20 protein-coding genes are annotated in these 25,352 nt (G+C 33.4%); 16 read left to right on the forward strand and 4 right to left on the reverse strand.

Features of this window, described 5'->3' with window-relative positions; all coding sequences use genetic code 11:
* Nucleotides 1-278 precede the first annotated feature (278 nt).
* Nucleotides 279-1,283: a sugar kinase gene (locus ACFFU9_RS07465; RefSeq protein WP_379860770.1), complete on the reverse strand. Its 1,005-nt coding sequence runs from the start codon at nucleotides 1,281-1,283 to the stop codon at nucleotides 279-281.
* Nucleotides 1,284-1,606: 323 nt separating this feature from the next.
* Between ACFFU9_RS07465 and ACFFU9_RS07470 the strand changes: the two genes are divergently transcribed.
* Entirely contained in the window at nucleotides 1,607-3,052 is a 1,446-nt protein-coding gene (locus tag ACFFU9_RS07470) for a response regulator (RefSeq protein WP_379860771.1), read from the forward strand.
* A gap of 5 nt (nucleotides 3,053-3,057) precedes the next feature.
* Here the strand turns inward: ACFFU9_RS07470 and ACFFU9_RS07475 are convergent, their stop codons facing one another.
* Both ACFFU9_RS07475 and ACFFU9_RS07480 read right to left on the reverse strand, forming a co-directional pair.
* On the reverse strand, nucleotides 3,058-3,438 hold the full coding sequence (locus tag ACFFU9_RS07475; RefSeq protein WP_379860772.1) for a RidA family protein: 381 nt from the start codon (nucleotides 3,436-3,438) through the stop codon (nucleotides 3,058-3,060).
* A 157-nt stretch (nucleotides 3,439-3,595) separates the two neighbouring features.
* Nucleotides 3,596-6,247 (reverse strand): putative LPS assembly protein LptD, encoded by a 2,652-nt coding sequence (locus ACFFU9_RS07480; RefSeq protein WP_379860773.1) that lies wholly within the window; start codon nucleotides 6,245-6,247, stop codon nucleotides 3,596-3,598.
* Nucleotides 6,248-6,465: 218 nt separating this feature from the next.
* Here ACFFU9_RS07480 and ACFFU9_RS07485 point away from each other — a divergent pair, with 218 nt between their 5' ends.
* From ACFFU9_RS07485 to ACFFU9_RS07525, 9 genes are all read left to right on the forward strand, one after another.
* Nucleotides 6,466-7,599, forward strand: a complete 1,134-nt coding sequence (locus ACFFU9_RS07485; protein ID WP_379860774.1) for an N-acetylmuramoyl-L-alanine amidase family protein — start codon at nucleotides 6,466-6,468, stop codon at nucleotides 7,597-7,599.
* A 52-nt stretch (nucleotides 7,600-7,651) separates the two neighbouring features.
* Nucleotides 7,652-8,614, forward strand: coding sequence for an MlaD family protein (locus ACFFU9_RS07490; RefSeq protein WP_379860775.1), 963 nt, complete (start codon nucleotides 7,652-7,654; stop codon nucleotides 8,612-8,614).
* 12 nt (nucleotides 8,615-8,626) lie between these two features.
* Nucleotides 8,627-9,934 (forward strand): 4Fe-4S dicluster domain-containing protein, encoded by a 1,308-nt coding sequence (locus ACFFU9_RS07495; protein ID WP_379860776.1) that lies wholly within the window; start codon nucleotides 8,627-8,629, stop codon nucleotides 9,932-9,934.
* Nucleotides 9,935-9,979: 45 nt separating this feature from the next.
* The gene (locus ACFFU9_RS07500) at nucleotides 9,980-10,771 is read left to right on the forward strand and encodes a (Fe-S)-binding protein (RefSeq protein ID WP_379860777.1); all 792 of its coding nucleotides are present in this window, start codon (nucleotides 9,980-9,982) and stop codon (nucleotides 10,769-10,771) included.
* A gap of 65 nt (nucleotides 10,772-10,836) precedes the next feature.
* The gene (locus ACFFU9_RS07505) at nucleotides 10,837-11,322 is read left to right on the forward strand and encodes an ABC transporter ATPase (RefSeq protein ID WP_379860778.1); all 486 of its coding nucleotides are present in this window, start codon (nucleotides 10,837-10,839) and stop codon (nucleotides 11,320-11,322) included.
* 167 nt (nucleotides 11,323-11,489) lie between these two features.
* On the forward strand, nucleotides 11,490-11,699 hold the full coding sequence (locus ACFFU9_RS07510) for a hypothetical protein (protein ID WP_379860779.1): 210 nt from the start codon (nucleotides 11,490-11,492) through the stop codon (nucleotides 11,697-11,699).
* Between the two features lie 12 nt (nucleotides 11,700-11,711).
* Nucleotides 11,712-14,630 (forward strand): serine hydrolase domain-containing protein, encoded by a 2,919-nt coding sequence (locus ACFFU9_RS07515; RefSeq protein WP_379860780.1) that lies wholly within the window; start codon nucleotides 11,712-11,714, stop codon nucleotides 14,628-14,630.
* A 163-nt stretch (nucleotides 14,631-14,793) separates the two neighbouring features.
* Nucleotides 14,794-15,930: an N-acetyl-alpha-D-glucosaminyl L-malate synthase BshA gene (bshA, locus tag ACFFU9_RS07520; RefSeq protein WP_379860781.1), complete on the forward strand. Its 1,137-nt coding sequence runs from the start codon at nucleotides 14,794-14,796 to the stop codon at nucleotides 15,928-15,930.
* A gap of 118 nt (nucleotides 15,931-16,048) precedes the next feature.
* The gene (locus ACFFU9_RS07525; RefSeq protein WP_379860782.1) at nucleotides 16,049-17,575 is read left to right on the forward strand and encodes a GH3 family acyl-acid amido synthetase; all 1,527 of its coding nucleotides are present in this window, start codon (nucleotides 16,049-16,051) and stop codon (nucleotides 17,573-17,575) included.
* Here ACFFU9_RS07525 and ACFFU9_RS07530 read toward each other — a convergent pair.
* Nucleotides 17,572-18,180 (reverse strand): hypothetical protein, encoded by a 609-nt coding sequence (locus tag ACFFU9_RS07530; RefSeq protein WP_379860783.1) that lies wholly within the window; start codon nucleotides 18,178-18,180, stop codon nucleotides 17,572-17,574. The two genes, ACFFU9_RS07525 and ACFFU9_RS07530, sit on opposite strands and share 4 nt — an antisense overlap.
* A 184-nt stretch (nucleotides 18,181-18,364) precedes the next feature.
* Between ACFFU9_RS07530 and ACFFU9_RS07535 the strand changes: the two genes are divergently transcribed.
* The 6 genes from ACFFU9_RS07535 (at nucleotide 18,365) to ACFFU9_RS07560 (ending at nucleotide 25,290) form a co-directional block, all read left to right on the forward strand.
* A complete protein-coding gene (locus ACFFU9_RS07535; RefSeq protein ID WP_379860784.1) occupies nucleotides 18,365-19,564 on the forward strand; it encodes an NAD(P)/FAD-dependent oxidoreductase in 1,200 nt (399 codons plus the stop codon).
* 38 nt (nucleotides 19,565-19,602) lie between these two features.
* Nucleotides 19,603-19,872 carry an SWEET family sugar transporter gene (locus ACFFU9_RS07540; protein WP_379860785.1) on the forward strand — a complete coding sequence of 90 codons (270 nt, stop codon included), beginning with the start codon at nucleotides 19,603-19,605 and terminating at the stop codon, nucleotides 19,870-19,872.
* Nucleotides 19,873-20,253: 381 nt separating this feature from the next.
* The gene (locus ACFFU9_RS07545; protein WP_379860786.1) at nucleotides 20,254-22,038 is read left to right on the forward strand and encodes a GmrSD restriction endonuclease domain-containing protein; all 1,785 of its coding nucleotides are present in this window, start codon (nucleotides 20,254-20,256) and stop codon (nucleotides 22,036-22,038) included.
* Between the two features lie 168 nt (nucleotides 22,039-22,206).
* The gene (locus ACFFU9_RS07550; RefSeq protein ID WP_379860787.1) at nucleotides 22,207-22,956 is read left to right on the forward strand and encodes a hypothetical protein; all 750 of its coding nucleotides are present in this window, start codon (nucleotides 22,207-22,209) and stop codon (nucleotides 22,954-22,956) included.
* 2 nt (nucleotides 22,957-22,958) lie between these two features.
* On the forward strand, nucleotides 22,959-23,585 hold the full coding sequence (locus ACFFU9_RS07555) for a hypothetical protein (protein ID WP_379860788.1): 627 nt from the start codon (nucleotides 22,959-22,961) through the stop codon (nucleotides 23,583-23,585).
* A 133-nt stretch (nucleotides 23,586-23,718) separates the two neighbouring features.
* Nucleotides 23,719-25,290 (forward strand): hypothetical protein, encoded by a 1,572-nt coding sequence (locus ACFFU9_RS07560; RefSeq protein ID WP_379860789.1) that lies wholly within the window; start codon nucleotides 23,719-23,721, stop codon nucleotides 25,288-25,290.
* Nucleotides 25,291-25,352 lie beyond the last annotated feature (62 nt).

The raw sequence follows: 25,352 nt of genomic DNA on the forward strand, positions 1-25,352 counted from the left end.
GACTAAACGATTATTATTGTCGATTTATGGATAAAAATTTTGTTTCAATAGCCTACATATGGGCTTGCTGGGTTAATATGATTTTAATTAAACCTAAAACCGTTTTCATTAGCTTATTTTATAAAGTCGTAAAACTTTAGCACTGAGCATGTAGTTATGTTGAGTTTTTAAAAAAGCATTTATGAACATATGGCCATAAAAAAACAGCTTGGCGTAAAGGCCAAGCTGTTATATGCTTCATTTAAAAAACCTGTATTTAAAAACAGACCCTCAAATTGTTATCTTTTAAAAACTCCTGATACATTTCCATCTAAAATACGCATTACCTCGTCTACGGTAGCAAAATTAACATCACCTTCATAAGTATGTTTTAAAGCACAGGCCGCACTGGCAAATTCCATAGATTTGTAGTCGTCAAATTCTTGTAAACCATAAATCAATCCTGCTGCATAAGCGTCGCCAGTCCCTATTCGGTCGATAATGTGTGTAATATCAAAATCACTGGTTTCTCTAAATTCGGTTCCGTTCCACATTCTGGCACGTATTTTATGCCACGACGCATTGATAGAGGTTCTAATTTTATCAAACACTTTTTCAATACTTGGAAACTTCTCCATTAGTGCTTTACTAGCTTCAATAAAATCTTCGTTGGAAAATGAGTATTCTGTATCCAATACTTCATTTATTTCATTAACACCTCCTATAAAAATGGTGGAGTACGAGAGTAAGTCTGTAAGCACGTCCTTGGCATTTTCTCCATATTTCCATAGCCCACTGCGATATGTTGGGTCTGAAGATACCGCTATGCCTTTCTTTTTTGCTAAAATCAAGCCTTCTTTTAAAGTTTCGTATCCGCCTTTACAGAGTGCTGGCGTAATACCGGTCCAGTGTACCCATTTGGCTTTCGATAGAATTTTTTCCCAATTAACCATATCTGGTTGAATGTCTGAAAACGATGAATGTGATCTATTGTAAGATATAGCACTAGGTCGCATTACTGCACCAACTTCAAGAAAATACACACCTAAGGGTCGGTTTGAGCGCACGATCGCAGATGTACTGACCCCAAATTTCTGTATATAAGAAATTGCCGTATCGCCTACAAAATCATTTGAAATGCAACTTATATGCTTAACATTTCCTCCAAAGTTAGAGATGGAAATCCCTACATTAAGTTCGGTACCGCCAAAATAAAACTCTAATAAATTGGCCTGCATAAATTTCTTGTTACCTTCGGGAGATAAGCGCATTAAAACTTCACCAAAAGTTATAATCTGATTCATAAATAATGTTTTTTTTAATATTATGATTTATAAATATAGGCGTTTCATTTATATAATTATGATTTTATAAGGATTTCTTTTTAGCTATAAAAGGATATATTAAAAGGTTTAAGTTTTATTAGTATTGTGTGGTTAATCCTAATGTTTTCGTAAGTTTTGGTGTATTTAATTAAATATTTAATATATTAGATTGTATCACGTGCTATCCACAATTTATTTGTAATTTTAAAACTTTTAAAACATGTCTTTTTTCTTTAAAAAAAATCGGTTAAAGTAAAAGAGACATAATAGCTTTTATCTAAATCAACTTTATTAATATTTATATGTCTCCACAGCAATCTATAAAATCTTTTAAAATACGATTAATCTTATCGTTCTGTACCATAATATTTATGGTATCTGGATTGTTTATTGGTTTTATTTATTTAGACAAGATGGGAGACGCTACCTACCTTTCCAGCGCTTATATAAATGTATCGCTGTTTTTTTTAATTTTAATTGCTCTTTTTATTCTTATTAATTTTTTAGCCAATCGATTGGTTAAGGATTTGAGAGCGTTAAATCTGAAAATTAAAAATGAAGTTAAGGAACTGGAAATCAGTTTAGAGAAATCTAACGAAGATGCCGAAAACAAAACTGTTTACTTGGCAAATATGAGCCATGAAATTCGTACACCGCTTACTGCTGTTATAGGCATGATTAATATGTTGAAAGAAAGTGAGCTAGATGTCGATCAACGTGTACAATTAGAAATTGCAGAATATAGCTCAGAGCATTTAATGCAGTTGGTAAATTTAATTATTGAAAACGCGAAAGTAAACGACGGTAGAGTCGCTTTAAATTTAGCTGCGATGGATTTGGCCAGCGATTTAACAAAGCTCTTTAAGGTTTTTGAATATCAAGCTTGGGATAAAAGACTGGAGTTTGAGTATAAATTTATACCGAATGAAGACTATAAATATTTATTGCTTGGTGATATTACACGTATTCAACAGGTGCTTATTAACTTAATAAACAATGCCATAAAGTTTACCAATAATGGTAAAATATCTGTAATTGTAGATCAAACTGTTGCGCATGATGAAGATCAAATAGTTACATTTTACGTAAAAGATACTGGTGTAGGGATGCGAAATAATGAAGTAAACAAAATTTTTGATGCTTTTAATTTTGGAAAATCTTTTACCACCCAAGATTATAGAGGTGCTGGTATTGGATTGGGTATTGCAAATCAATTGGTGAAAATGATGGGTGGTGAATTAAAAATAGAATCTAAAGAAAATGAAGGTTCTATATTTTACTTTAGTTTACAGTTGAAAAAAACATTGAATTTAAAATTAGAGCAACCAGAACCCAAACATTTATCTCTTAATAAATACGACAAAACATTTGATGTGCTTGTTGCAGAAGATAATCAAATGAACCAAAAGGTTATTAAATATTTACTTGAACAGCAAGGTGCGGATTGTACTTTTGCAAAAAACGGATTGGAAGCTGTAAGGTTGTTTGATGTTCTTGATTTTGATATGGTGTTTATGGATATCTATATGCCAGAAATGACCGGTTATGAAGCTGCAAAACTGATAAAACAAAGCAAAAAATATGCCGAGAAAAATGTGCCTATCATTGCTGTATCTGCAAGTGCTTTTGAAGAAGATATTGCCAATGCTAAACAGGTAGGGATAGACGATTTTTTAGCAAAACCTATAGAAGTTGAGAAACTAAAGGCTTTGCTATTAAAGTATGCTTCAAAAGAAAGTTTGGATTAAATTCTTTATAAAACAGCAATAACACTAATTTCTACATTAACATCTTTTGGCAACCTAGCAACTTGCACGGTTTCTCTTGCAGGTGCAGTAGGTTCATTAAAATAACTTCCATAAACAGTGTTTATTTCAGAGAAATCATTCATATCTTTAATAAAGATGGATGTTTTTATAACATGATCAAAGGCCATGCCAGCGGCTTGAAGTATTGCTTGTATGTTTTTCATAACTTGGTGGGTTTCCTCTTGGATAGTGCTTAAAACAAGTTCTCCGGTATCAGGGTTGATAGCTATTTGCCCAGATGTATAAAGCATATTTCCTGTTAAAATGGCTTGGCTATAGGGGCCAATAGGGGCAGGGGCCTTAGTGGTGTGAATGATCTTTTTCATAATCAATAAAAGTTTAAAATTTTTATCAAATTTACTACAAAGTATTATAATCTAATAGAAATTGAATGTAAGATGCGATTATAAAAGCGTAAAAAGAATAGGTCTTTAAATGCGGGAGTCTGTTTTTTGGTATGTACTGTTTTAAAAATATAATGCCTTAAAGTTGCCTATCGGGCTGTAAACGTTTTTCGTATTTAAGGTCTTTTAGTATGCTGGATTTAATCCCTATAAAAAAGTTCCAAGATTGATACGTTCCAAATGGGATCCAACTAAAATTCATGCGCCAACTTAACAAATCGCGTTCAAAGGAAAATTGTGTGTACGAAAAGCCTTGATTCTTAAAATCGTAACCAGAAGAGGCACTAAAACTCCATTTTGGTGATAACTCAATATCTCCAGAAAACATTAAAGAGTGCGAAGAGATTTCATTCTGCCGTTGGGAATTGTTGTAATTTACAGCATAGGCCAAACGCAAGCTCCATGGAATTTTAAAGTTATAAAACTCACTGGGTATATCCTCGCTTTTATCTTTGTCTTTATAACGGTTCGGGTTTGAAAAATCTTGAGATTCCCCAAACATATCATCATCACGCCCCCCGCTCATAATGTTATCTAAATGGTCTTTATCTTCGTTTTTGTCTTTTTTATCTCCACTCTTACTGGCCAGAGAATAGCTCATTGTTAAGTTGGCACTGGTCATTCTAAATAAACTGCCACCATTGTTAATGTTGAATTTATCTATTTTTCTGTTATTGTTGTCCAATGCATAAGGGTCTAAGGTCGCACCAAAGTTAACACTCATTTTATTTTTGAATAACTGGGTACCACCACTCATTCTAACAGGGCTCCATTGTAAAGAATCGCCTGCAAAGTTGTAAGAGGTTGAAAGGTTTAAATTGTTTAATAAGCTTACTTTCTTAGGCTCTGTAGCGGTACTATCCTTATCTCTTACTTTCGCTTCTAAATTGTTTGAAAGCGAGATGCCCATGGAACTCGAAAAAGTTTTTCCAGGACTACCAAAAACAGCACCTTCAAATCGTGTATACTCTATGTCGCTAGTGGTTAAACCGTCGGCACTAACCACCTCGTAGGTATCATAGTATTTATCGAATGCAGGATTGATATTATAGCTTATAGAGGGGCGCATCACGTGACGAATGGCTTGTATCTTTGGAGATTTGCCTTCTTTTTCAAAACTTTTTGTTCCATACACGGTCGTTCCTAAACTCGTACTAAAACTGTAAGTTCTAAAAGCATCAAAACCGCTAAGCTCTTCCGTAATGGTTTCTTGTTGTACGGCATCATAATATTTCTCAATGGTCTTTAAGGTCCAAACCTCATTATAGCTAGCCCCAGCACTAATACTAAAATGCTTTAATACCTTGAAATTGGTACTGATAGGGATGCTATGTTGCATACCAACTTTGGCATCATCAAACATTTCGCTTTTAAAAAACAAAGAATCGGTGGTTTGGATTCTGTTTTCCCCTCGTGTACTGTATTGTAAACTTATATTTTGGATGATCCCTTTTTTGCTGCCTGTTTTAGGAGCGAAAGGATACACCCTTCCTACACTTGCTTGAAGGGTAGGGAGGGTCATGTTAATCTGTTGTGTATTGGTGTTTTGAGAATGTGTGGCCGTAAGACTTACATTAACCTCTGGTTCTGTTTGAAAACTCTTTGAATAGGATACAGAAGATGATAAGGTGTTGTTTAACCTATTGGCGTTATTGCTTTGGTTGGTAGAGGTTTGATAATAATTACTACTCCCTAAGTTTACCGAGGCCGAGAACCTAGAATTAGGACTCGATTTCCCATCTTTACTATGCGACCATCTAATATTATAAACTGTAGACTTCGAGTAATCGGGAAAACCACGCTCACTATTAATTAGGTTTTCATACCTAAAAGACATATTGCCTCTAAACTTATATCGTTTAACATAGCTACTTTCTGTACGTAATCCGTAACTGCCATTGGTGTAATAATCGCCTAAAACAGCTAAATCGACATGGTCGCTAATAGCAAAATAATACCCTCCATTTTGTAAAAAATACCCCCGATCATTCTGTTCTCCAAAACTAGGCAATAATACTCCAGACGTATGGGTTTCAGATTGTGGAAAAAAACCAAAAGGGACGCCAAGTGGAGTGGGTACATCGTAAATAAATAAATTGGCCAGGCCTGTAACTATTTTTTTACCAGGAACAACCTTCGCTTTTCTTAATTTTATATAATATTCAGGATCTTCAAGATTTTCTGCGGTGGTATATTTTGCATTCTTGATAAAATAAACGGAATCATTTTCTTTTTTTGTAATCGAGGCGATAACATTGCCCTCGCCTTGTTGTGTAATCGAGTTGAAAATAAGAGCTTTTTTGCTTTCTGTATTAAAGAGAATAGAATCTGGCTCAACAACTTGTTGCCCTTGAGTAAAAACGGGAGCTTGTGTGTATTCCCCCAAAGAGTCTAAAATCCCTTTGGCGTAAACCTCATTTTTACTATAATTAATGGTAATGGTTCCTGCTTTTATATTTATATCGCCATAGGTAATGTCTGCCTCATTGTATAAATATAGCGTTTGAAGCTTTTTATTAAAAGTGGTATAATCTGTAGCCTTATAAACGACAATATTTTCCAAAAGTTCCTTTTTGGGTGTAATAGAATCTACTAGGGTAGAATCTTGCTTTTTTTCGGTTAGCTCTGTAGAGTGAACCTTAAGGCTGTCTGTTTTTACAAGTGTTGTGTCCTGTGTTGGAGCCGCTAAGCTTTTACTCCTTTTATTGGTGTCTTGAGCCGAGCTATACATGTTTATAAACAATGTAAAACTTAGTGTAAAAAGTAGGTGAAAGATGTTTGTACGCAACGCTTTTAAATGTATTTTTGTAAAAGTATGGCTCGATTTTTGAAAAGTCAAAATTACATATATTTTTTTGTGATTATTTACTATTCGTTCAAAAATTTAAAATTAAACTTAAACTCAGCAGGTTTAGGTAATAAACTATAAATCTTACTCGTTAACAATTTATGCAAACGAACAACATATTACTTTTCGTATCTTTAACTATTCTCTTAACATGCGCTTCGTTCGCTACCATTGATGATGCACCTAAGCGTACGGAAAAATTTGTGGTGGTGTTAGACGCTGGACACGGTGGGCATGACCCTGGTAACTTGGGTAACGGATATAAAGAGAAAGATATTGCTTTAAACATAGTGCTTAAAATAGGTGAAGCGCTTGAGAAATACCCCAATATTGAGGTGGTTTATACGCGTAAAAAGGATGTTTTTGTAGATTTATTCGAAAGAGGAAGGATTGCCAACAAAGCAAAAGCCAATTTATTTGTCTCTGTACATTGCAACGCTCATCACTCTCAGGCATATGGAACTGAGACTTTTGTTTTGGGGGTTCACAGAAACCAAACCAATTTCGAAGTCGCCAAAAAGGAAAACAGTGTTATCTTTCTTGAAGATGATCATGAAACGAAATACGGGGGGTTTAACCCCAATTCTCCAGAGTCTGTTATTAGTATTTTAATTGGTCAAGAGGAGTATTTAGAGCAAAGTATATTGTTGGCCAGTTTAATTCAAGGTAACTTTACAAATAAGCTTAAACGCCATAATCGAGATGTAAAACAGGCAGGGTTGATTGTTTTGCATCAAACCGTTATGCCTAGTGTATTGGTGGAAGTTGGTTTTCTAACCAATAAAAGTGAAGGGGCATACTTAAATTCGTTAAAGGGACAAAGTGATATGGCCACGTCAATTAAAGAAGCGATTTTAGATTATAAAAAATTTGTAGATCAAAATGTAGGTGATGATATGTTATTTGGCTCCATGCCTTCAGAAATACCAAAACAACCAGACCAACCTGAGCAACCAGACCAAATTTATAGTGACATTACGTTTAAAGTGCAGATTGCGGCCAGCTCAAAAAAAGTAGCATTAAAACCCTTTAACTTTAAAGGTTTAGATGATATTTCAGTTGAAAAACAAGGCGGTTTATACCGCTACTATTACGGAAGTACCTCAAATTACAAAACAATAGAATCTTTACAGAAAACGGCCCAATCTAAAGGATATCCTTCAAGTTTTATTGTTGCTTTTAAAGACAACAAAAGAATAGCGTTGGAAGACGCATTAAAAACTCCGACTAATTAAACGGGTTCTTTTTTAAATTTGTTTAAATTTGTCTCAATCTAAATCATCAATTTTGAAAATAACAAAAGAAGTTAAAACAGGAATACTAGTCATTTTAGGCATTTTATTGTTTATTTTTGGTTTTAACTATTTAAAAGGTCAAAACATACTAGGCTCCTCACGGATTTTTTATACTGAATATGATAATGTAGAAGGCTTAGTAGCCTCTACGCCTGTTACTATAAGCGGAAAGCCCATTGGTAAAGTAAAAAACATTTCATTTAAGAATGATGGTTCGGGAAAATTATTGGTAACCCTTTTTGTGGACAGCGATTTTAAATTTTCTAAAAACAGTAAGGCAGAGCTATATGAGCCTGGTTTGATAGGCGGTAAGGCTATTGCTATTATTCCAGCATTCGACAATGCAGAGGAAGCAAAAGATCAAGATTTTCTCGAAGGCTCATCCAAAGCAGGATTAAGCGAATTGTTAAACCAAAGATTGACGCCTTTACAAGAAAAAATTGAAAGTGTAATGGTTAGTGCAGACTCTCTATTAATAAACGTTAACAATGTTTTTAATGAAAAAGCCAGAAACGATTTAAGAGCCAGTATTGCAGGATTAAACGCTACCATAGGGTCTTTTGAGAAAACATCAAACTCCTTAAATCATATGATTGAAGGGAATCAAGAAAAAATAAGCCAGGTTATTAGTAATGCCGATAAATCACTTTCTAACTTATCTAATATCACTAATTCCATTTCAGAAGCCGATTTAGGTAAAGTCATTAAAGATCTAGAAGGCACACTTCAAAATTTCGACCATATAATTAACGACCTTGAAAACGGTAAGGGATCTATGGGCAAACTTCTTAAAGATGACGAGTTGTACAATAACTTGGAAGGCGCTTCCTATCAATTGGAACAATTGCTACAAGACCTTAAGTTAAACCCAAAACGTTATGTTCATTTTTCAGTATTTGGAAAGAAACCAAAACAGTACGACGCTGAAGTAAATGAAGCTTTGGAGCAAGAATAAACCCACTGTAACATGAATTATATTCCTAACATCCTCTTCGCTATAGCACTTATAATCGGGATTGGTTTTTTTGCTAGAAATGTGAAAAAATTAATACGAAACATCAAATTAGGTCTGGATGTAGATGTCAGCGATCATAAAGCGCAACGCTGGAAAAATATGGCGATGATTGCTTTGGGACAAAGTAAAATGGTGCGCCGCCCTGTTGCGGGATTTTTACATGTTATTGTTTATTTAGGCTTTATAATAATCAATATAGAAGTTCTAGAAATCATTATCGATGGTCTTTTCGGAACCCATCGTATTTTTTCGTCACTAGGTACGCCTTATTATGTGTTAATTAATCTTTTTGAAATATTAGCAGTTTTAGTATTTGTTTCTGTAGTTCTATTCTGGACACGAAGAAATATGATAAAGATAACACGTTTTTGGAATACAGAAATGAGCTCTTGGCCCAAAAATGATGGCAATTATATCCTTTATATTGAAATGGTATTGATGCTCCTGTTTTTAGTGATGAATGCTGCAGACACCCATTTTCAAAACATAAATTCTGGTAATATCATCAGTCAACATATAGCGCCTTTATTTTCATCATTATCAGAAAGCACATTGCACATAGTTGAAAGAACGGCGTGGTGGACCCATATTTTAGGGATTTTAATGTTTTTGAATTATTTATATTTTTCAAAGCATTTACATATTTTATTAGCGTTTCCAAACACCTATTTTGGTAAAATAAAACCTAAGGGCTATTTTAATAATTTAGAAGCGGTTACCAAAGAAGTAAAAATGATGATGGATCCTAATATAGACCCCTTTGCAGCACCAGCAGAAGGCGCTGAAACCGAACTTCATTCTAAATTTGGGGCCAGTGATGTACAAGATTTAAGTTGGGTACAGTTACTTAATGCTTACACCTGTACAGAATGCGGACGATGCACCAGTGAGTGCCCTGCAAATATAACGGGTAAAAAACTATCGCCAAGAAAAATCATGATGGATACTCGTGATCGTTTAGAGGAGGTTGGTAGAAATATAGACGCTAATAAAGGAGAATTTAAACCAGATGGCAAGCAGCTTTTGGATGATTATATTTCACGGGAAGAGCTATGGGCATGTACATCTTGTAATGCTTGTGTAGAAGCTTGTCCTATTAGTATTGATCCGCTTTCCATTATCTTGGAAATGCGTCGCTTTTTAGTCATGGAAGAATCTGCAGCACCTTCAGAGTTAAATACTATGATGACCAATATTGAGAATAATGGTGCGCCATGGCCATATAACCAAATGGATAGATTGAATTGGAAAAATGAATAACTAATAATTTCCCGCAATATATATGTGGGTATTTACAATATAAAAATGAGCGAATTACTTAAAGTACCAACCATGGCAGAGTTTATGGCACAAGGCAAACAGCCAGAGGTCTTATTTTGGGTGGGATGTGCAGGAAGCTTTGATGATCGGGCAAAAAGAATAACCAAGGCATTTGTTAAGTTACTAAACAAAGCTAATGTAGAATTTGCCGTATTGGGTACAGAAGAAAGTTGTACTGGAGACCCAGCAAAACGGGCAGGAAACGAATTTTTGTTTCAAATGCAGGCTGCTACCAACATTGAAGTTCTGAATGGTTACGACGTGAAAAAAATTGTAACGGCTTGCCCTCATTGTTTCAATACTATTAAAAACGAGTACCCCGAATTAGGTGGCCACTATCAAGTCATGCATCACACCCAATTTCTAAAATCTTTATTGGATGAAGGCCGATTGTCTATTGAAGGTGGTAAATATAAAGGAAAGCGTATAACCTTCCATGATCCTTGTTTTTTAGGACGTGCAAATGGTGTTTATCAAGCGCCTAGAGATCTTATTAAAAAGCTAGAGGCCGAACTTATAGAAATGAAAAGCTGTAAGCGCAACGGATTGTGTTGTGGGGCTGGAGGAGCGCAAATGTTTAAGGAATCTGAAAAAGGGGATAAAGAGATTAATGTGAAGCGTACCGAGGAAGCGTTAGATGTTAAAGCTGAAATTATTGCTGCAGGTTGTCCGTTCTGCAATACGATGATGACAGATGGCGTTAAGGCGAAAGATAAGGAAAGCGATGTAGCTGTTATGGATATAGCAGAACTCATTGCCAATGCACAGGACCTATAGTTTTTTTATGATACAGATAATAGCTAAAGTATCATGAAATTGTAATTTATAAATAGAAATTAAACATGTTAGTAGATTTTAATACATTACCAGAAGAATCCCGCGTTTGGATTTATCAAGCCAATCGCTCTTTTACCGAAGAAGAACTTGAAGAAATTCAAGGTAAACTGAATGTTTTTATTGAAAATTGGACGGCTCATGGTAGTGATCTTCAATCGGGTTACCTCATTAAATATAAGCGCTTTATTATAATCGCATTAAATCAAAATGTAAATAAAGCTACAGGATGTTCTATCGATGCTTCTGTTCATTTTATACAACAATTAGAAAAAGAATATAACGTCGATTTATTAGATAAGATGAATGTGTCCTATAAACAAGGTGATTTTATAGCTTATAAAACGCTTATAGATTTTAGAAAAATGGCTAAAGATAAGGCTGTATCTAAAAATACCATTGTATTTAATAATCTGGTAAATAACATTGCAGAGTTTAAAGAGAACTGGGAAGTACCTGCTAGTGAAAGCTGGCACAGTCGCTTTGTTAAATAAATACTATTTTGATGGCATTTCTTGGCACTAAGTTAATAAAACTAATAGGTTTAATCAACTTAGTGCCATTCCACTATGGTTTTAATATGTAGGGGCAATAATCTCTTTTTATATTATCTTAATATGGGTTTCATCTTTTTTTAAGGTTGTAAATCTGTTATCGTAATATGATTACTACAAATACTGTTGGTCATAAAACAGACACTATTTTGAAGTTTTTTAAAGTTGAAATAAATTCTAGAGTTAAAGCTGGGTTTATTAGTATACTTCTTTATAAATCTATCTTAAAGTTTTTAAATCTTCTTCTTAAAAGTGTTATTTTGGCATGGTTATTACTGTATATTACTATATCTGTAGTGGCTACCAATACCTATTAACTAATTTCTTCTATGCGCAATATTTTTTTTGTAATCTGCTGGTGTTTTTCAGTATTTCTATCATTTGGTCAAAACACAACCGACCCTTTACAAACGGCTGATAAAGAGGCTCAAAAACAATGGGTCGATAAAACATATGATGCCATGTCCCTATCTGAAAAAATCGGACAGCTATATATGGTTCAGGTGATGTCCAATCAAAGCGAAGCATCTAAAAAGAAGATAATACAATTAATAAAAGAGCACCATATTGGTGGTATCATTTATTCTTTAGGAGGACCGGTACGACAGGCCAAATTGGATAATGAATTGCAAGCGCTTTCTAAAATACCGATGTTGGTTGGTATGGATGCCGAATGGGGCTTAAGCATGCGATTGGATTCTACTTATGCTTTTCCTTGGAACATGACCTTGGGGGCCATAAAAAACAATAGCCTCGTAGAGGAAACAGGTAAGCTTTTGGGAGAACACTGTAGAAGGTTGGGAGTCCATTTTAACTTTGCCCCAGTGGTAGATATTAACACCAATCCTAAAAACCCGATAATTGGTAATCGTTCTTTTGGTGAAGACCGTGATAACGTTACCGAAAAAGCTTCTGCGTTTATGAAAGGCATGCAAAGTGTTGGGGTTTTGGCAAGTGCAAAACATTTTCCAGGCCATGGCGACACGGAAGATGATTCCCATAAAACCTTGCCTACTATTGCTTTTAATGAAAAACGGATAGACTCCATAGAATTATATCCTTATAAGAAATTAATTAAAGAAGGCTTGTCGAGTGTAATGGTTGCGCATTTAAGTGTACCCAGCTTAGAGCCGCGTATTGGCTATCCTTCATCACTTTCAAAACATATTGTTACCGATATTTTAAAAGAAAGATTAGGATTTAAAGGTCTTATTTTTACAGATGCACTCACCATGAAAGGCGCATCTGATTTTAGTGAAACTGGCGATATTGATTTAGCAGCGTTTATGGCTGGAAATGATGTAATGCTCATGTCTGAAAACGTATCTATAGGCGTAGAAAAAATAAAGAACGCATACTATAATGGTAGCATTTCAGAAGAGCGTTTGCAGCATTCTGTAAAAAAAATATTAAAAGCAAAATATAAAGTGGGTTTAAACTTTTATAAACCTATTGAAATAGCAAACTTAAAGAAGGATCTAAACCGATTAAAGGATGATATCCTGTATGAGGAGTTGATGGAAAATGCCATTACTGTGGTTAAAAATGATACGAGTATACTGCCTCTCGAAAATTTGAATTCAAGAAACATTGCGTATGTAAAGATGGGGGATGATGATGGATCTGTTTTTTTGGAAGAGCTTCAAAAGTATACGCAAATACATCACATACAATCCGATTCTCTAAGTGGATTGTTAAATCAATTACAAGCGTATAATACTGTTATTATTGGATTTCACCGTTCTAATGATAATCCATGGAAAGACCCTAGTTTTTCTAAAAAAGAAATCAGTTGGATCAATGAGATTGCAAAAACAAATCGGGTTATTTTAGACCTTTTTGTTAAGCCTTATGCTCTCTTGGATTTTGATTATTTGACGGATATTGAGGGTGTTGTAATCAGTTATCAAAACAGTAAAATAGCCCAACAAAAATCTGCCCAGCTTATATTTGGTGCTATTCCTTCAAAAGGCGTTTTACCTGTTTCCATAGGGGCTTTTTTCGATTCTGGTTATGGGATTAGAAATGATGCTATTAAGCGTTTGCGTTATAGTGTTCCAGAACGATTTGGCATGAGTTCTTTGAAATTAAAAAAAGTGGATTCATTAGCGCAGGTAGCGGTAAGTGGCATGATGACCCCAGGCCTACAAGTAGTAATTGCGAGAAGAGGGGCCGTTATCTACAACAAGAGTTTTGGTAAGCATACTTATGAAGGTGATGAAAAAGTAGAGTTTAAGGATGTTTATGACGTGGCTTCTTTAACAAAGATATTGGCAACACTACCGCTTATCATGAAAATGGAAGAAGAGGGGGCTGTTGATCTGCAAAGTAAAATGTCCCAATTAATGCCTGAATATAAAAATTCCAATAAAAAGGATATGACCATTTTAAAAATGCTGTCGCATTACGCTAGGTTAAAACCTTGGATTCCCTTTTACTATGCTACTTTAGATCCTAAAACAAAACGGCCTAGTGAAAAATATTATAGAACGGAACGCAGCAGGGATTTTAATATAGAAGTTACCCATAATTTGTTTTTACGCAGTGGGTATCAGGACAGTATACAATCTGTAATCCTTAAAACAGATTTGCTGGATAGGCAGCAGTATAGGTATAGTGATTTGCCATATTATATTTTAAAGAAATTTATTGAAACCTATTACGACCAAACCTTGGATAACCTTGTAGATGAATATTTTTATAAACCTTTAGGCGCCAATTACACGATGTACAATCCTTATCATAAGTTGAGCAATAAAGACATTGTACCAACCGAAGAAGATAATTATTATAGATTTCAAAAGGTTCAAGGTTATGTTCATGATATGGGCGCTGCTATGCAAAATGGCGTTGGTGGCCATGCTGGTATATTCAGTAATGCCAACGATGTTGCCAAAATCATGCAAATGTATTTGCAAAAGGGGTTTTATGGAGGAAAACAGTTTTTAAAACCAGAAACAGTAGATAAATTTAACACTTGTTATTTTTGCGAGAATGGAAATAGAAGAGGTGTAGGTTTCGATAAACCACAATTGTCGGGTTCGGGACCAACATGTGGATGTGTTTCTTTAAGTAGTTTTGGACATTCGGGTTTTACAGGTACTTATGCTTGGGCAGACCCAGAGGAGGAAATTGTGTATGTATTTTTAGCTAATAGAACGTATCCTAATGATACTAAAAATCTTTTGCTAAAAGCAAATATTAGAACAGATATACAACGTTTTATTTATGAAGCGATTATAGATTAAAGTATTTTAGATGATAAAAAAGAGGCATTGTTTTTAGATTCTAAAAGGCTTAATATAAACCCTATAGAATTAAAACCCTATAGTATTAATTTGATATATTAATTTAAAATGAGATTCCCATTTAATATCTATCGATACGGATGGGAATAACGAAACTTAACGCATGAAAATAGGTATAGTTTGTTATCCAACCTTTGGAGGCAGTGGTGTTGTAGCCACAGAATTAGGTTTAGAACTCTCCAAAAGAGGACATGAAATCCATTTTATTACTTATAAACAGCCCGTACGCTTGGAGTTGTTTAACAATAAGATACATTATCATGAGGTAAATGTCCCAGAATATCCGCTTTTTCATTATCAACCTTACGAACTTGCTTTATCTAGTAAGTTGGTGGATATGGTAAAACTCTATGATATAGAGCTTTTACATGTACACTATGCCATACCACATGCTTATGCAGCTTATATGGCCAAAAAAATGCTCGAAGAACAGAATATTTATATTCCCATTGTAACGACCTTGCACGGTACCGATATTACGCTTGTTGGCAACCATCCGCATTATAAACCTGCCGTAACTTTTAGTATTAACAATTCAGATGCCGTTACAGCGGTTTCACAAAGCTTAAAAGATGATACCATACGTTTATTTAATATAAATAATACTATAAACGTAATTCCTAATTTTATCGATTTAGATAAATTTAAACATGATTTTACAGAGTGCCAACGAGTAAAGATGGCTAAAGAAGACGAAAAAATAATTACGCACATCAGTAATTTAAGGCCCGTTAAACGGGTACAAGATGTTGTTTCTGTTTTTAATAATATTCAAAAAGAGATCCATGCAAAACTGATGCTTGTTGGTGTTGGTCCCGAGCGTGAGAAAGTAGAGACCCAATGTCAAGAACTAGGTATCTTAGATAAGGTTATTTTCTTTGGTAAAAGTAATGAGATAAATAAAATTCTCTGTTTTAGCGACTTGTTCTTATTGCCATCAGAGACTGAAAGTTTTGGATTAGCAGCTCTGGAAGCTATGGCTTCAAGCGTTCCCGTTATTTCAAGTAATACAGGGGGCATTCCAGAAGTGAATGTTCAAGGGGTTTCTGGATTTTTAAGCGATGTTGGGGATGTAGAGGATATGAGCAAAAATGCCCTTTATATTTTAAGTGATGAAAATCGTTTAGCACAGTTCAAAATAAACGCAAGGAAAGAAGCTTTAAAATTCGATCTTCATAAAATTGTACCTCAATATGAAGCTATATATAAAGATACTTTAGCCAAATTTAGGCGCCTCTAACAGCATTTATATCGTCTTATTTTTACCCTTGTTTTTTTAGGTTATTGGGCTAATATTAAAAGCAATAATAGCAATAATAGTTTCAGTAATTATTGAAATTTGAAAAAACAAAATAGGTATGGCCATTATAGGTAACATAATTAAAGGCGTTATTCAGCTAAAGGATGCGCTTTCTTCTGAAATCAATCATATAGAGGCACAGGAAAAAATGCTTAAAGCGTTGTTAACTCAAGCAAAGGACACGCAGTTTGGTAAGCATTATCAATTTGAAGCTATTTTAGCATCTGAAAATATTAAAAAAGCCTTTGCCGATACGGTACCCTATTTTGATTACAATAAAATAAGTACAGAATGGTGGCATAAAGTTGTAGATGGTGAAGCAGATATTACTTGGCCAGGAAAACCGTCTTATTTCGCATTGAGTTCTGGTACTACAGGAAAAAGCAGTAAACGCATTCCCGTAACAGATGCTATGATAGAAGCGATTCGACAATCGGGAATTAAGCAGGTTTTTGCTTTAAATAACTTCGACTTACCGGCCGATTTTTTTGAGAAAGAAATTATGATGTTGGGCAGTTCTACCGATTTAGAAAAACACCACGAATTTATGGAAGGAGAAATTAGTGGTATAAGTGCCCATAACATTCCTTTTTGGTTTAAGGGCTATTATAAGCCTGGTGAAGATATAGCTAAAATAGACGATTGGGACGCGAGAGTGCAACAAATTGCAGAACGTGCCGAATCGTGGGATATTGGAGCGTTAAGTGGTATCCCATCTTGGATTGAACTGATGCTTCAAAGCGTAATCTCTCATCACAATTTAAATACCATCCATGACATTTGGCCTAACTTACAAGTATATACTTCTGGTGGTGTGGCTTTCAGTCCTTATGAAAAAAGTTTTAATGCTTTAATGGGAAAGCCTGTTACTGTTATTGATACATATTTAGCCTCAGAAGGATATATTGCCACTCAAATACGTCCAGAAACAGATGCCATGCAACTAAACACTGAAAACGGGATTTACTTTGAGTTTGTGCCTTTTAAACCAGAGTATATTAAAAATGATGGTTCTTTAGATCAAGCGGCGCCTATTGTAACTTTAGATCAGGTTGAGTTAAATCAAGATTATGTTCTGCTTATTAGTACAGTAAGTGGTGCGTGGCGTTATGTAATTGGAGATACTATCGAATTTACAGATGTGAATAAGGCAGAAATTAAAATTACTGGACGCACCAAATTTTTCTTAAATACCGTAGGCTCGCAGTTATCGGTCAATAAAATGGACGATGCGATGCAGCATTTAGAAGAAAAATTTTCGACAAAAATTCCAGAATATACCATTTGTGCCAAACGCGCAGAAGATGGCGAATTTTATCACTTTTGGTATATAGGTTCTAAAAACTTAACATTAGGCCATATGGAAGTGGCAGAGGCTTTAGATGCCTATTTGAAAACAGCCAATAAAAATTATAAAGTAGCCCGAAGTAAGGCATTAAAAGGCGTAAAAGTAAAGCTTATCGCTCCTGAGAAATTTCACGACTGGAGCGAGAGTAATAAGAAAAAAGGCGGACAGGTAAAAATGGAACGTGTGATGAACGAGGAACGCTTTAAAATTTGGGAAACTTTTATCGAAAAACCCTAATCCGCTTTGAGGTCTTCATTACGTTTATTAACCAAATCCATAATTTCTTCTGGAGATAAATAATATTTTATAATACGCTCTTTATACGATAATGTAATATCAGCGTGATTTAAAATAAAGTTTTTAGTTTCAAGAATATAGGTTTCCATACCATGATTTACAGCATAGGTATCTGCGGCACGTTCTGCCTCAACAATATGGTTTTCAGAAAACAAATATTTTAAACCAAACCATATTAAATTCAGGGTACTTCTATTTTGATAATCCATAATATGTCCCAACTCATGGCCAATCCATCCTATTAAAACATCTGGTTGAATATGCGTTGTTAAAAATTTCTTATCCGCTATTTTAAAAACTTCACTAATTAAAATTACATATTTTCTGTTTTTTTTACTTCTAAAAAAACTACCGAACTTTGGTTGGGCCTGCATGGTCGATTTTTTTATGTTTTTTTTGAACTTGAATTCTATATACGTGTCTTTTAAAGAAGGATAATAGGACAATGCTTTTTCTGTTTCTTCTTTAATTATTTCAGGAATTATATGTTGTGCCGTCATAGTATAGCTTATCAGAACAAATATAAGATATGGAATTTTAAACATACTAAATGGTTTTAATTTAAAATCGGAATTACGCTTTTGAGTTAATTATAATTTTTTGAAAGCTAAAACATGGGGGTATCATTAATTAATTTCAAAATTAATAATCAAAAAACAAGAAACCATGTATCGTCCAAAGATTTATTTTAAAATTGAATATAAAGTTAGTAAGCTAAACGTTTAGGTGATGGATATACGTTCAAATAAACCATTTTGGCTTGTTAAAAATGCCTTAGCAGAAAGTTATTCTGCTTTAAGAGTATCGTTAGATACCGATGTTTTAATAATTGGAGGAGGAATAACAGGCGCATTAATGGGCTATCAAATGTTGAAAGAGGGAAGACAAACTATTTTAATCGATAAACGCGATGTTTGCCACGGTAGTACTGCGGCCAGTACCTCTATGTTGCAATATGAAATAGATGTTCCGTTACATCTTTTAATTGAAAAACGTGGTCTTACATGTGCTGTGTCCAGTTATCAAAACTGCGAGAAGGCAATCGATAAGTTAAAGAAAATAAGTACTGAAATCAAATCAAATTGTCAGTTTAACAATAAAAAAAGCATTTATTTCTGTACTTCTAAAAAAGATAAAGATTTTTTATTAAAAGAATATAACATTAGAAAAGCGCATGGTTTTAAAGTAGCATGGTTGGATTCCAAAAGTTTAAATATTTTAGGGCTAAAGGCCTATGCAGCTATTGAGTCTTCCTCTGGAGCCGTTATGGATGCTTATAAATTTGCACAAGATCTTTTGGCATTTTCTTCAGAAAAAGGGTTGCAGGTTTTTGATCGTACTAGTGCCGACCATATCGAGTTCAATAAAGAGAATATCAAAGTTACGACCAATCATGGCACTGTTATTCATGCTAAGCATATTATTAATTGTACGGGATATGAAAGTACCGAACGGCTAAAAGAAACTGTTGTAGACTTAAAAAGCACGTATGCCTTGGCATCCGAAGCTTTTGCGGAATTACCAAAACCCTTTAAAAACCACATTTACTGGAACACGTCCTCTCCATACCATTATTTTAGATCTACAGCAGATGGACGGATTATTATGGGAGGTGGTGATGAAGATTTTAAAAATGCCAAAAAAAGAGATGCTTTGCTTCCTAAAAAAGAAAAGCAACTTGTTAAAGCATTTGCATCATACTTTCCAGACATTCCTTTTCATTTGGATTATTCTTGGGCAGGTACTTTTGGCGAAACCAAGGACGGCTTACCCTATATGGGCCGTCCCGATTTGGATAAAAACGAACATTATATTTTAGGATTCGGAGGTAACGGTATTACCTACAGTGTTATGGGAATGGATGCTATTGCAAGTAGTCTAGAGAATAAACCACATCCTTATTTAGAGTATTATAAATTTAAAAGATAGTAACTGTTTGCATTATAAACACCTATAATCATGATAATATGGCACTAGTGGATACCATTGGAGTTTTAGCCGGTATATTTACAACTGTAGCGGTATTGCCCCAAATTATTAAGGCTTTAAAAACTAAAAAAGTAGCAGATGTTAGTCCGTTTATGTTTTTAATTTTGTGTTTGGGTGTGGGGCTTTGGACGGTTTATGGTGTTCTTAAAAAGGATTGGCCTATTATTATCACGAATGGTATATCCTTTATTTTTAATGGGGTAATGCTTTATATATGCATAACATCTCAACATAATCAGGAAAAGTAATTTCAAAATACTGTAAAAAGCTTAACCGATAAAAAATACATTACTTAATGATTATTAAAGTAGCGAGTACTGTTGTTAAATTGTTTTTTATATATTTAAAAGCTATCGCGCTTACTTTGCTTCTAAGCGCTTATTTTTATTGCATATCCTTTTGGTGTATGTTTTGCTTATAACGTAATTAATTAGGCTTTACAAAACATTCGTTTGTTCTGAGTTGAATAAACACTTAGATTCCTATCGATTTGTGTAGGATAATATGGTTAAAAAGAATAAGTTTGATGTGAATATAAAATATAGACGCAATTGAGGTATAGGCGCAATTGGTTGCGTTTATAGAAGTGTTGGCATTAATATCAATCAAACTGATAACTTATAACAAATATGATTCAATCACCAAGAGGAATGACGATAATGGAAGCATATGAATTACATCGTAAAAATATGCTTTTAGTAAATAGAAGGTACCAAAGAAAATTAGTTTGGACAATAAGCGAAAAACAAAAACTAATTGATTCAATACTCTCTAAATATCCAGTGCCATTAATTTTATTAGCTTCAATTGAAGATGGTAAATTTGAGATAATAGATGGAATGCAACGGCTTAATGCTTTTTTTGGTTTCATCGAAAATCAATTTCCAATAATTAGGAATGACAAAGAAGTGTTTTTTAATGTAAAAGACTACACATTTGCTCAATCACAAGCCGATAAATTAGTTTTCAAGAGTAATACTACGGGAGAATTTATTACGCAAGATGAAGTTTCATCATTTATTTCTTACCCCTTTCCTGCAACAATTTTTAAATCCAATAGTTATGAAGATATTAATGAGACATTTCGCCGCATTAATGCAAGTGGTAGGCATTTATCTCCGCAGGAAGTTCGGCAAGCTGGTAATACCACGAAATTCTCATCTTTAGTTAGGACTTTAGCCTCTGAAATACGAGGAGATGCATCGAAAGATATTTTACTGTTATCAGAAATGCCAGAAATTAGTATTGATTCCAAACAATCTTCAGTTGGCTATGGTATTTCAGCTGAAAATACATTTTGGTGCAAACACGGAGTTTTAAGAGTTTCTGACCTTCGAGAGAGCGAGGATGAACAATTTATTGCAGACCTACTATTATCAATTTTACTTGGAACTCCATTTCCTGCAAACAAGAAAGAATTTGACAATTATTACGGAATTGGCGAAAAAGATAAATCTAATGAAATTGAACTAAAATTAAATGCAATCGGATTTGACAATATCAGTAAAGATATTAAGTTGGTAATTTCAGAATTGTTAAATTTTGCCGACCATCAAATTGGAGGTGCTCGACTTAAAAATTTACTTAACCCCTCGGCTGGTAGTAATCCTGTTAAGGAAGCCTTTTATACGCTTTTTATGTCTTTTTATGATTTAATGATTAATCAAAATATGAATCCCTTTGATTACCCTAACATTAAAAAAGCAATAGACAATTTGCACAAAAAACTGCCAAAAGGCAAAGGTAATTATACATCAAGTTCTGGAAGGCAAGAGAATATAAAAATTTGTAAGGCATTAATTATAGATTATTTCAAAAAATCTGCAACAACCTTTCGTAGCGCTTCGACTTATACCGTGGATTTTCAAGTCTACTTAATGCGTTCAAAAGTTGAAAGTGCTGTATATGACTTTAAACAAGGACTTTATTCTCTGAATCCTAAAGGAAGGAAATTCGAAGAATCAGTATTTGAAAACAAAATTCTAAAAAATATTGCAGCCCTTGCAAATTTAGGTAAGGAAAAAACAGGCTATTTATTTATTGGAGTCACAGATGAAGAATCTGATACGTTGCAAGTAGAAAAACTGGATGGATTAAAGAATGTTCCGAGATACAATGGTTTTGGAGTAGTTGGATTAGAAAGAGAGGCAAAATTAAAAGGAGTAAGTTTAGATGATTATATAACATTTATAACAAAGAAAATTTCAGATAGCACGCTGCCTAATGATTTGAAAACGCGAATATCCAAGTCAATTACGCCTATAACTTATCACGGAATGACGATTTTAATGATAGAGGTTAGAGCTAGTTCTGAACCAGTTTACTATAATGATAATTTATATCATCGAGACGGAGCAAATTGCATAGAAGTCAAAGGAGCAAAACAAGCCGAAATATTCAAACTATTCCAGTAAATACTAATGCCAATAACGTGTATAATTAATTGCTTTGGCATGTGCTTATTTGGAAAATTCCTTCGGAATTTTCTCGCGTTCGTTTTTGTTTAGTAAATTAGTTGCTTAAAACACGCAACAAACCATATACAACAACGTTAGCGGAAACCACAGAAAAAATCGTAGAAAATGACAACTTCAGAATTAGAATTGAAAAATAAAATCATAACCGAATTAGAAATTGCTGAAAAAATTTTTAATGACGTTAGAGATGAAATGTTTGAAAAATCTGTGGTCTTTTCAAGAATTGATGAAAGTGTAAAACCATCAAAAATTCCAGGTTTCAAACTTATTAAAAAAGGAATTGGAGAAGTTGGAGAATTTATTGCTTTTGTTGTCGACATAAGAGATTCAACAAAACATTTGACCGAAAGCATAAGTGCAAAAACTGCTAAAGTTTCGCAATTAGAAAGAGTGTATTATGAAACTACTGCTTTAAACACTTGTGGTATTGAAATAATTAACAAATATAATGGTGGAATTACAGAATTTCTAGGTGATGGTTTTTTAGCACTTTTCAGAGCCGAGAAAAACATAGATGTTCATAAAGCGCATAATGCAGCAAAAGATTTATTAAAATATATTGAATTAATCATTAATCCAATATTGAATGAAAGATATAATTTACCAGCATTAAAAATTGGAATTGGTTTAGCTTACAGTAAAACTATTGTAACTTTAATTGGTAACAATGATGATTTACATCCAAAAGCAATTGGAGAATGCGTATATAGAGCTACAAAATTATCAAATGGATATAATGAAATTCGTTTAGATGAAAGATTAAAAATGTTTTGGCCAAAAAGTGATGATGGCAAGCTAAAATTTAACGAAATAACTTTAAGAGATTTGCACTTTAAAGGATATAAAATCGGATAACTATGGAAAATGAAAACAAATTACTTTCAATCCAATTTCTAATTTCTGAATGTCAAGAAACAATAAAATATATTGAAACTAAAGCGACAATTTCTATAACAGTTATTGCAGGTTTTATTGTAGCTATTTTTGAAAAAATAGACATAATAATTACAAATTTTAATAAGTATGATACAACAACAATTATATTATTATCAATACTTGGTATATTAATAATAATTTCAGTATCTGTCTTAGTTTCAATAATAAATCCAATTCAAAATCCTTCAAAATCAATTCAAGAAGTTGATGAAGAAGTTGAAATGATAAAAATTTATTTCCCTAAAAACAAATATGGAAACAAAATACTTTCAATATTTAAAATAAACAATGAAAAAGATAGTCTAAATTATTCATTTTCGAAATTTATTAAAACTCTAAAATCAGATGAAAAAACAATTATTAACTCATTTTCATTTGAACTTTTTAAGCTATCTTTTATAAGAAACATTAAAAAAGACAGATTAGCATTTTTAATTAAAATTATTATTGTCACAAGTATTATTTTTTTTGCAACATATACTAAATTGACAAAGAGCAATGAAATTATTAAACAACAAAATGAAAATGTAAAAGTGGCTATCCGCTAACAGCCGTTTGGCAAGATTGCGAATTTTGTGGTTTATTCACGTTTACGTCTCGCAAGAAATTTTATCTTTAACAGAAAATATACGGTTACGATGTTCGCAACCTCGCCAAGCGACCTAACGTTGTACCCAATTTATGAAAACCGTAATTCACATAATAATTTTGACATTTATAACAGCTTCTTGCCAACCTCAAGAACTGAATGTGAATATCAAAAATGTTGAAATTAATATTCCTGGAAGTCCAGGACCTTGGCTGAAATACAACGATAATTTTTATTGTTACTTTAAAACTGACAATGACAAATTTAGTTCAGGTTCTAATCATCAATTTTACATTCTCGATAAAGACGGTAAAATAAAATCTCAAATTGATGTTCCAAAAAAACTTCAAACCTTTTATTACGATTTGTACATCAAGAACGATACAATATTTACAACGGAATATTATGACCACAACTCTTTTTATCTTGACCAAACAAATAACACTTGGATAGAAACAAAAAAAGGAATTGATTTATATTACGATGATAAAGACTATTCTGTTTATTCTCTCGATTTTGGAGAATGGGGTGGCGTAACTTGGTTCAAAGACAAACAAACGGGTAAACAATATGAAATTGGCGCAACATCGCCAGTAATCAATAAGTTAAATAACCATTATTATCTAACAACAGGTATATCCGTTTTGAAAATTAAAGACCCAACAGAGTTGGATGAAAGTAAGGAGCCCTACGATTATAAAAAAGCTGTTGCTGACCTTGAAAATAGTTATCGAAGAGAAGGGAATTATTCTACAAATGGAGCGGAAGTAATATTTGAATACAAAGATAATGACTATTTCAACCCAACTTTCTCAATAGCAACATCATTCATTTCAAACGAGAAACTCTACCATTTGTACAAAGACAGTATTTCAACCAAAATTGGAACAATAGAAAACAAAACGTTAGTTCCATTTTACGAATTTAAATATATAATCAGACCTTTTCAATGGAATTACGATACAAGAAACCCAATTCAAAATAACAACTTTCAATCTGTTCAATTCCGAACAGACAAGGATTCTGTTTACGGAATTATAGAAATTAACAAAAATGATTTTAAAGTCACCCAATTCAACAATATTTATAAAGAACCAGTATTTGGCGAAAATGAAATGAATGAATGGGTTGAAAATACTTTTGATAATTATTATTCAAATTTTAGCTCATTGACTTTAAACCAAATAGACAAAGTTGAGCAAGAGATAAATGCAACGGATATTACCCAAAAACATAAAATTTCAACTTATCGACTTGATGGTCGAGATGTTAATACGCCAAGAATTTATAGAAAAATTGAGAGTAAAGAATTAAGGCTATTAACAATATATTACTATTCAAAAGACGAAAAGAAAATAGAGTTAGTGAAATTTGAATGGGGAAAAAACAGAAACAAAAATCAAAGTATTAAAGATGTTGTTGCTTCAATGAACAATAGCGAAATGGAAGAAACACTTTACAAACAAAAATTTGATTGGATTTCAGATTACCTCAAAGGCAAATTAGGAGAACCTAACGACTTGCAAACGGACAAAAATAGTACTGAACAAAAATGGAAAAAAAATAACAAAATTATTGTTTTAGAATATAGCAAAAGAGATGTCGAACTAACAATTTACAGCGAATCACAACTATCCGAAAGTTTAAGTTTTAAAGAAGCTTGAGAATCCCTTATTTTTGGTTTGCAGACTAAAAATAATTTTCATGGGACTCTACAAGCGCACTA

Origin of the sequence: Mariniflexile ostreae (genome assembly GCF_042427585.1) — a bacterium.
GTDB classification, from domain to species: domain Bacteria; phylum Bacteroidota; class Bacteroidia; order Flavobacteriales; family Flavobacteriaceae; genus Pseudalgibacter; species Pseudalgibacter ostreae.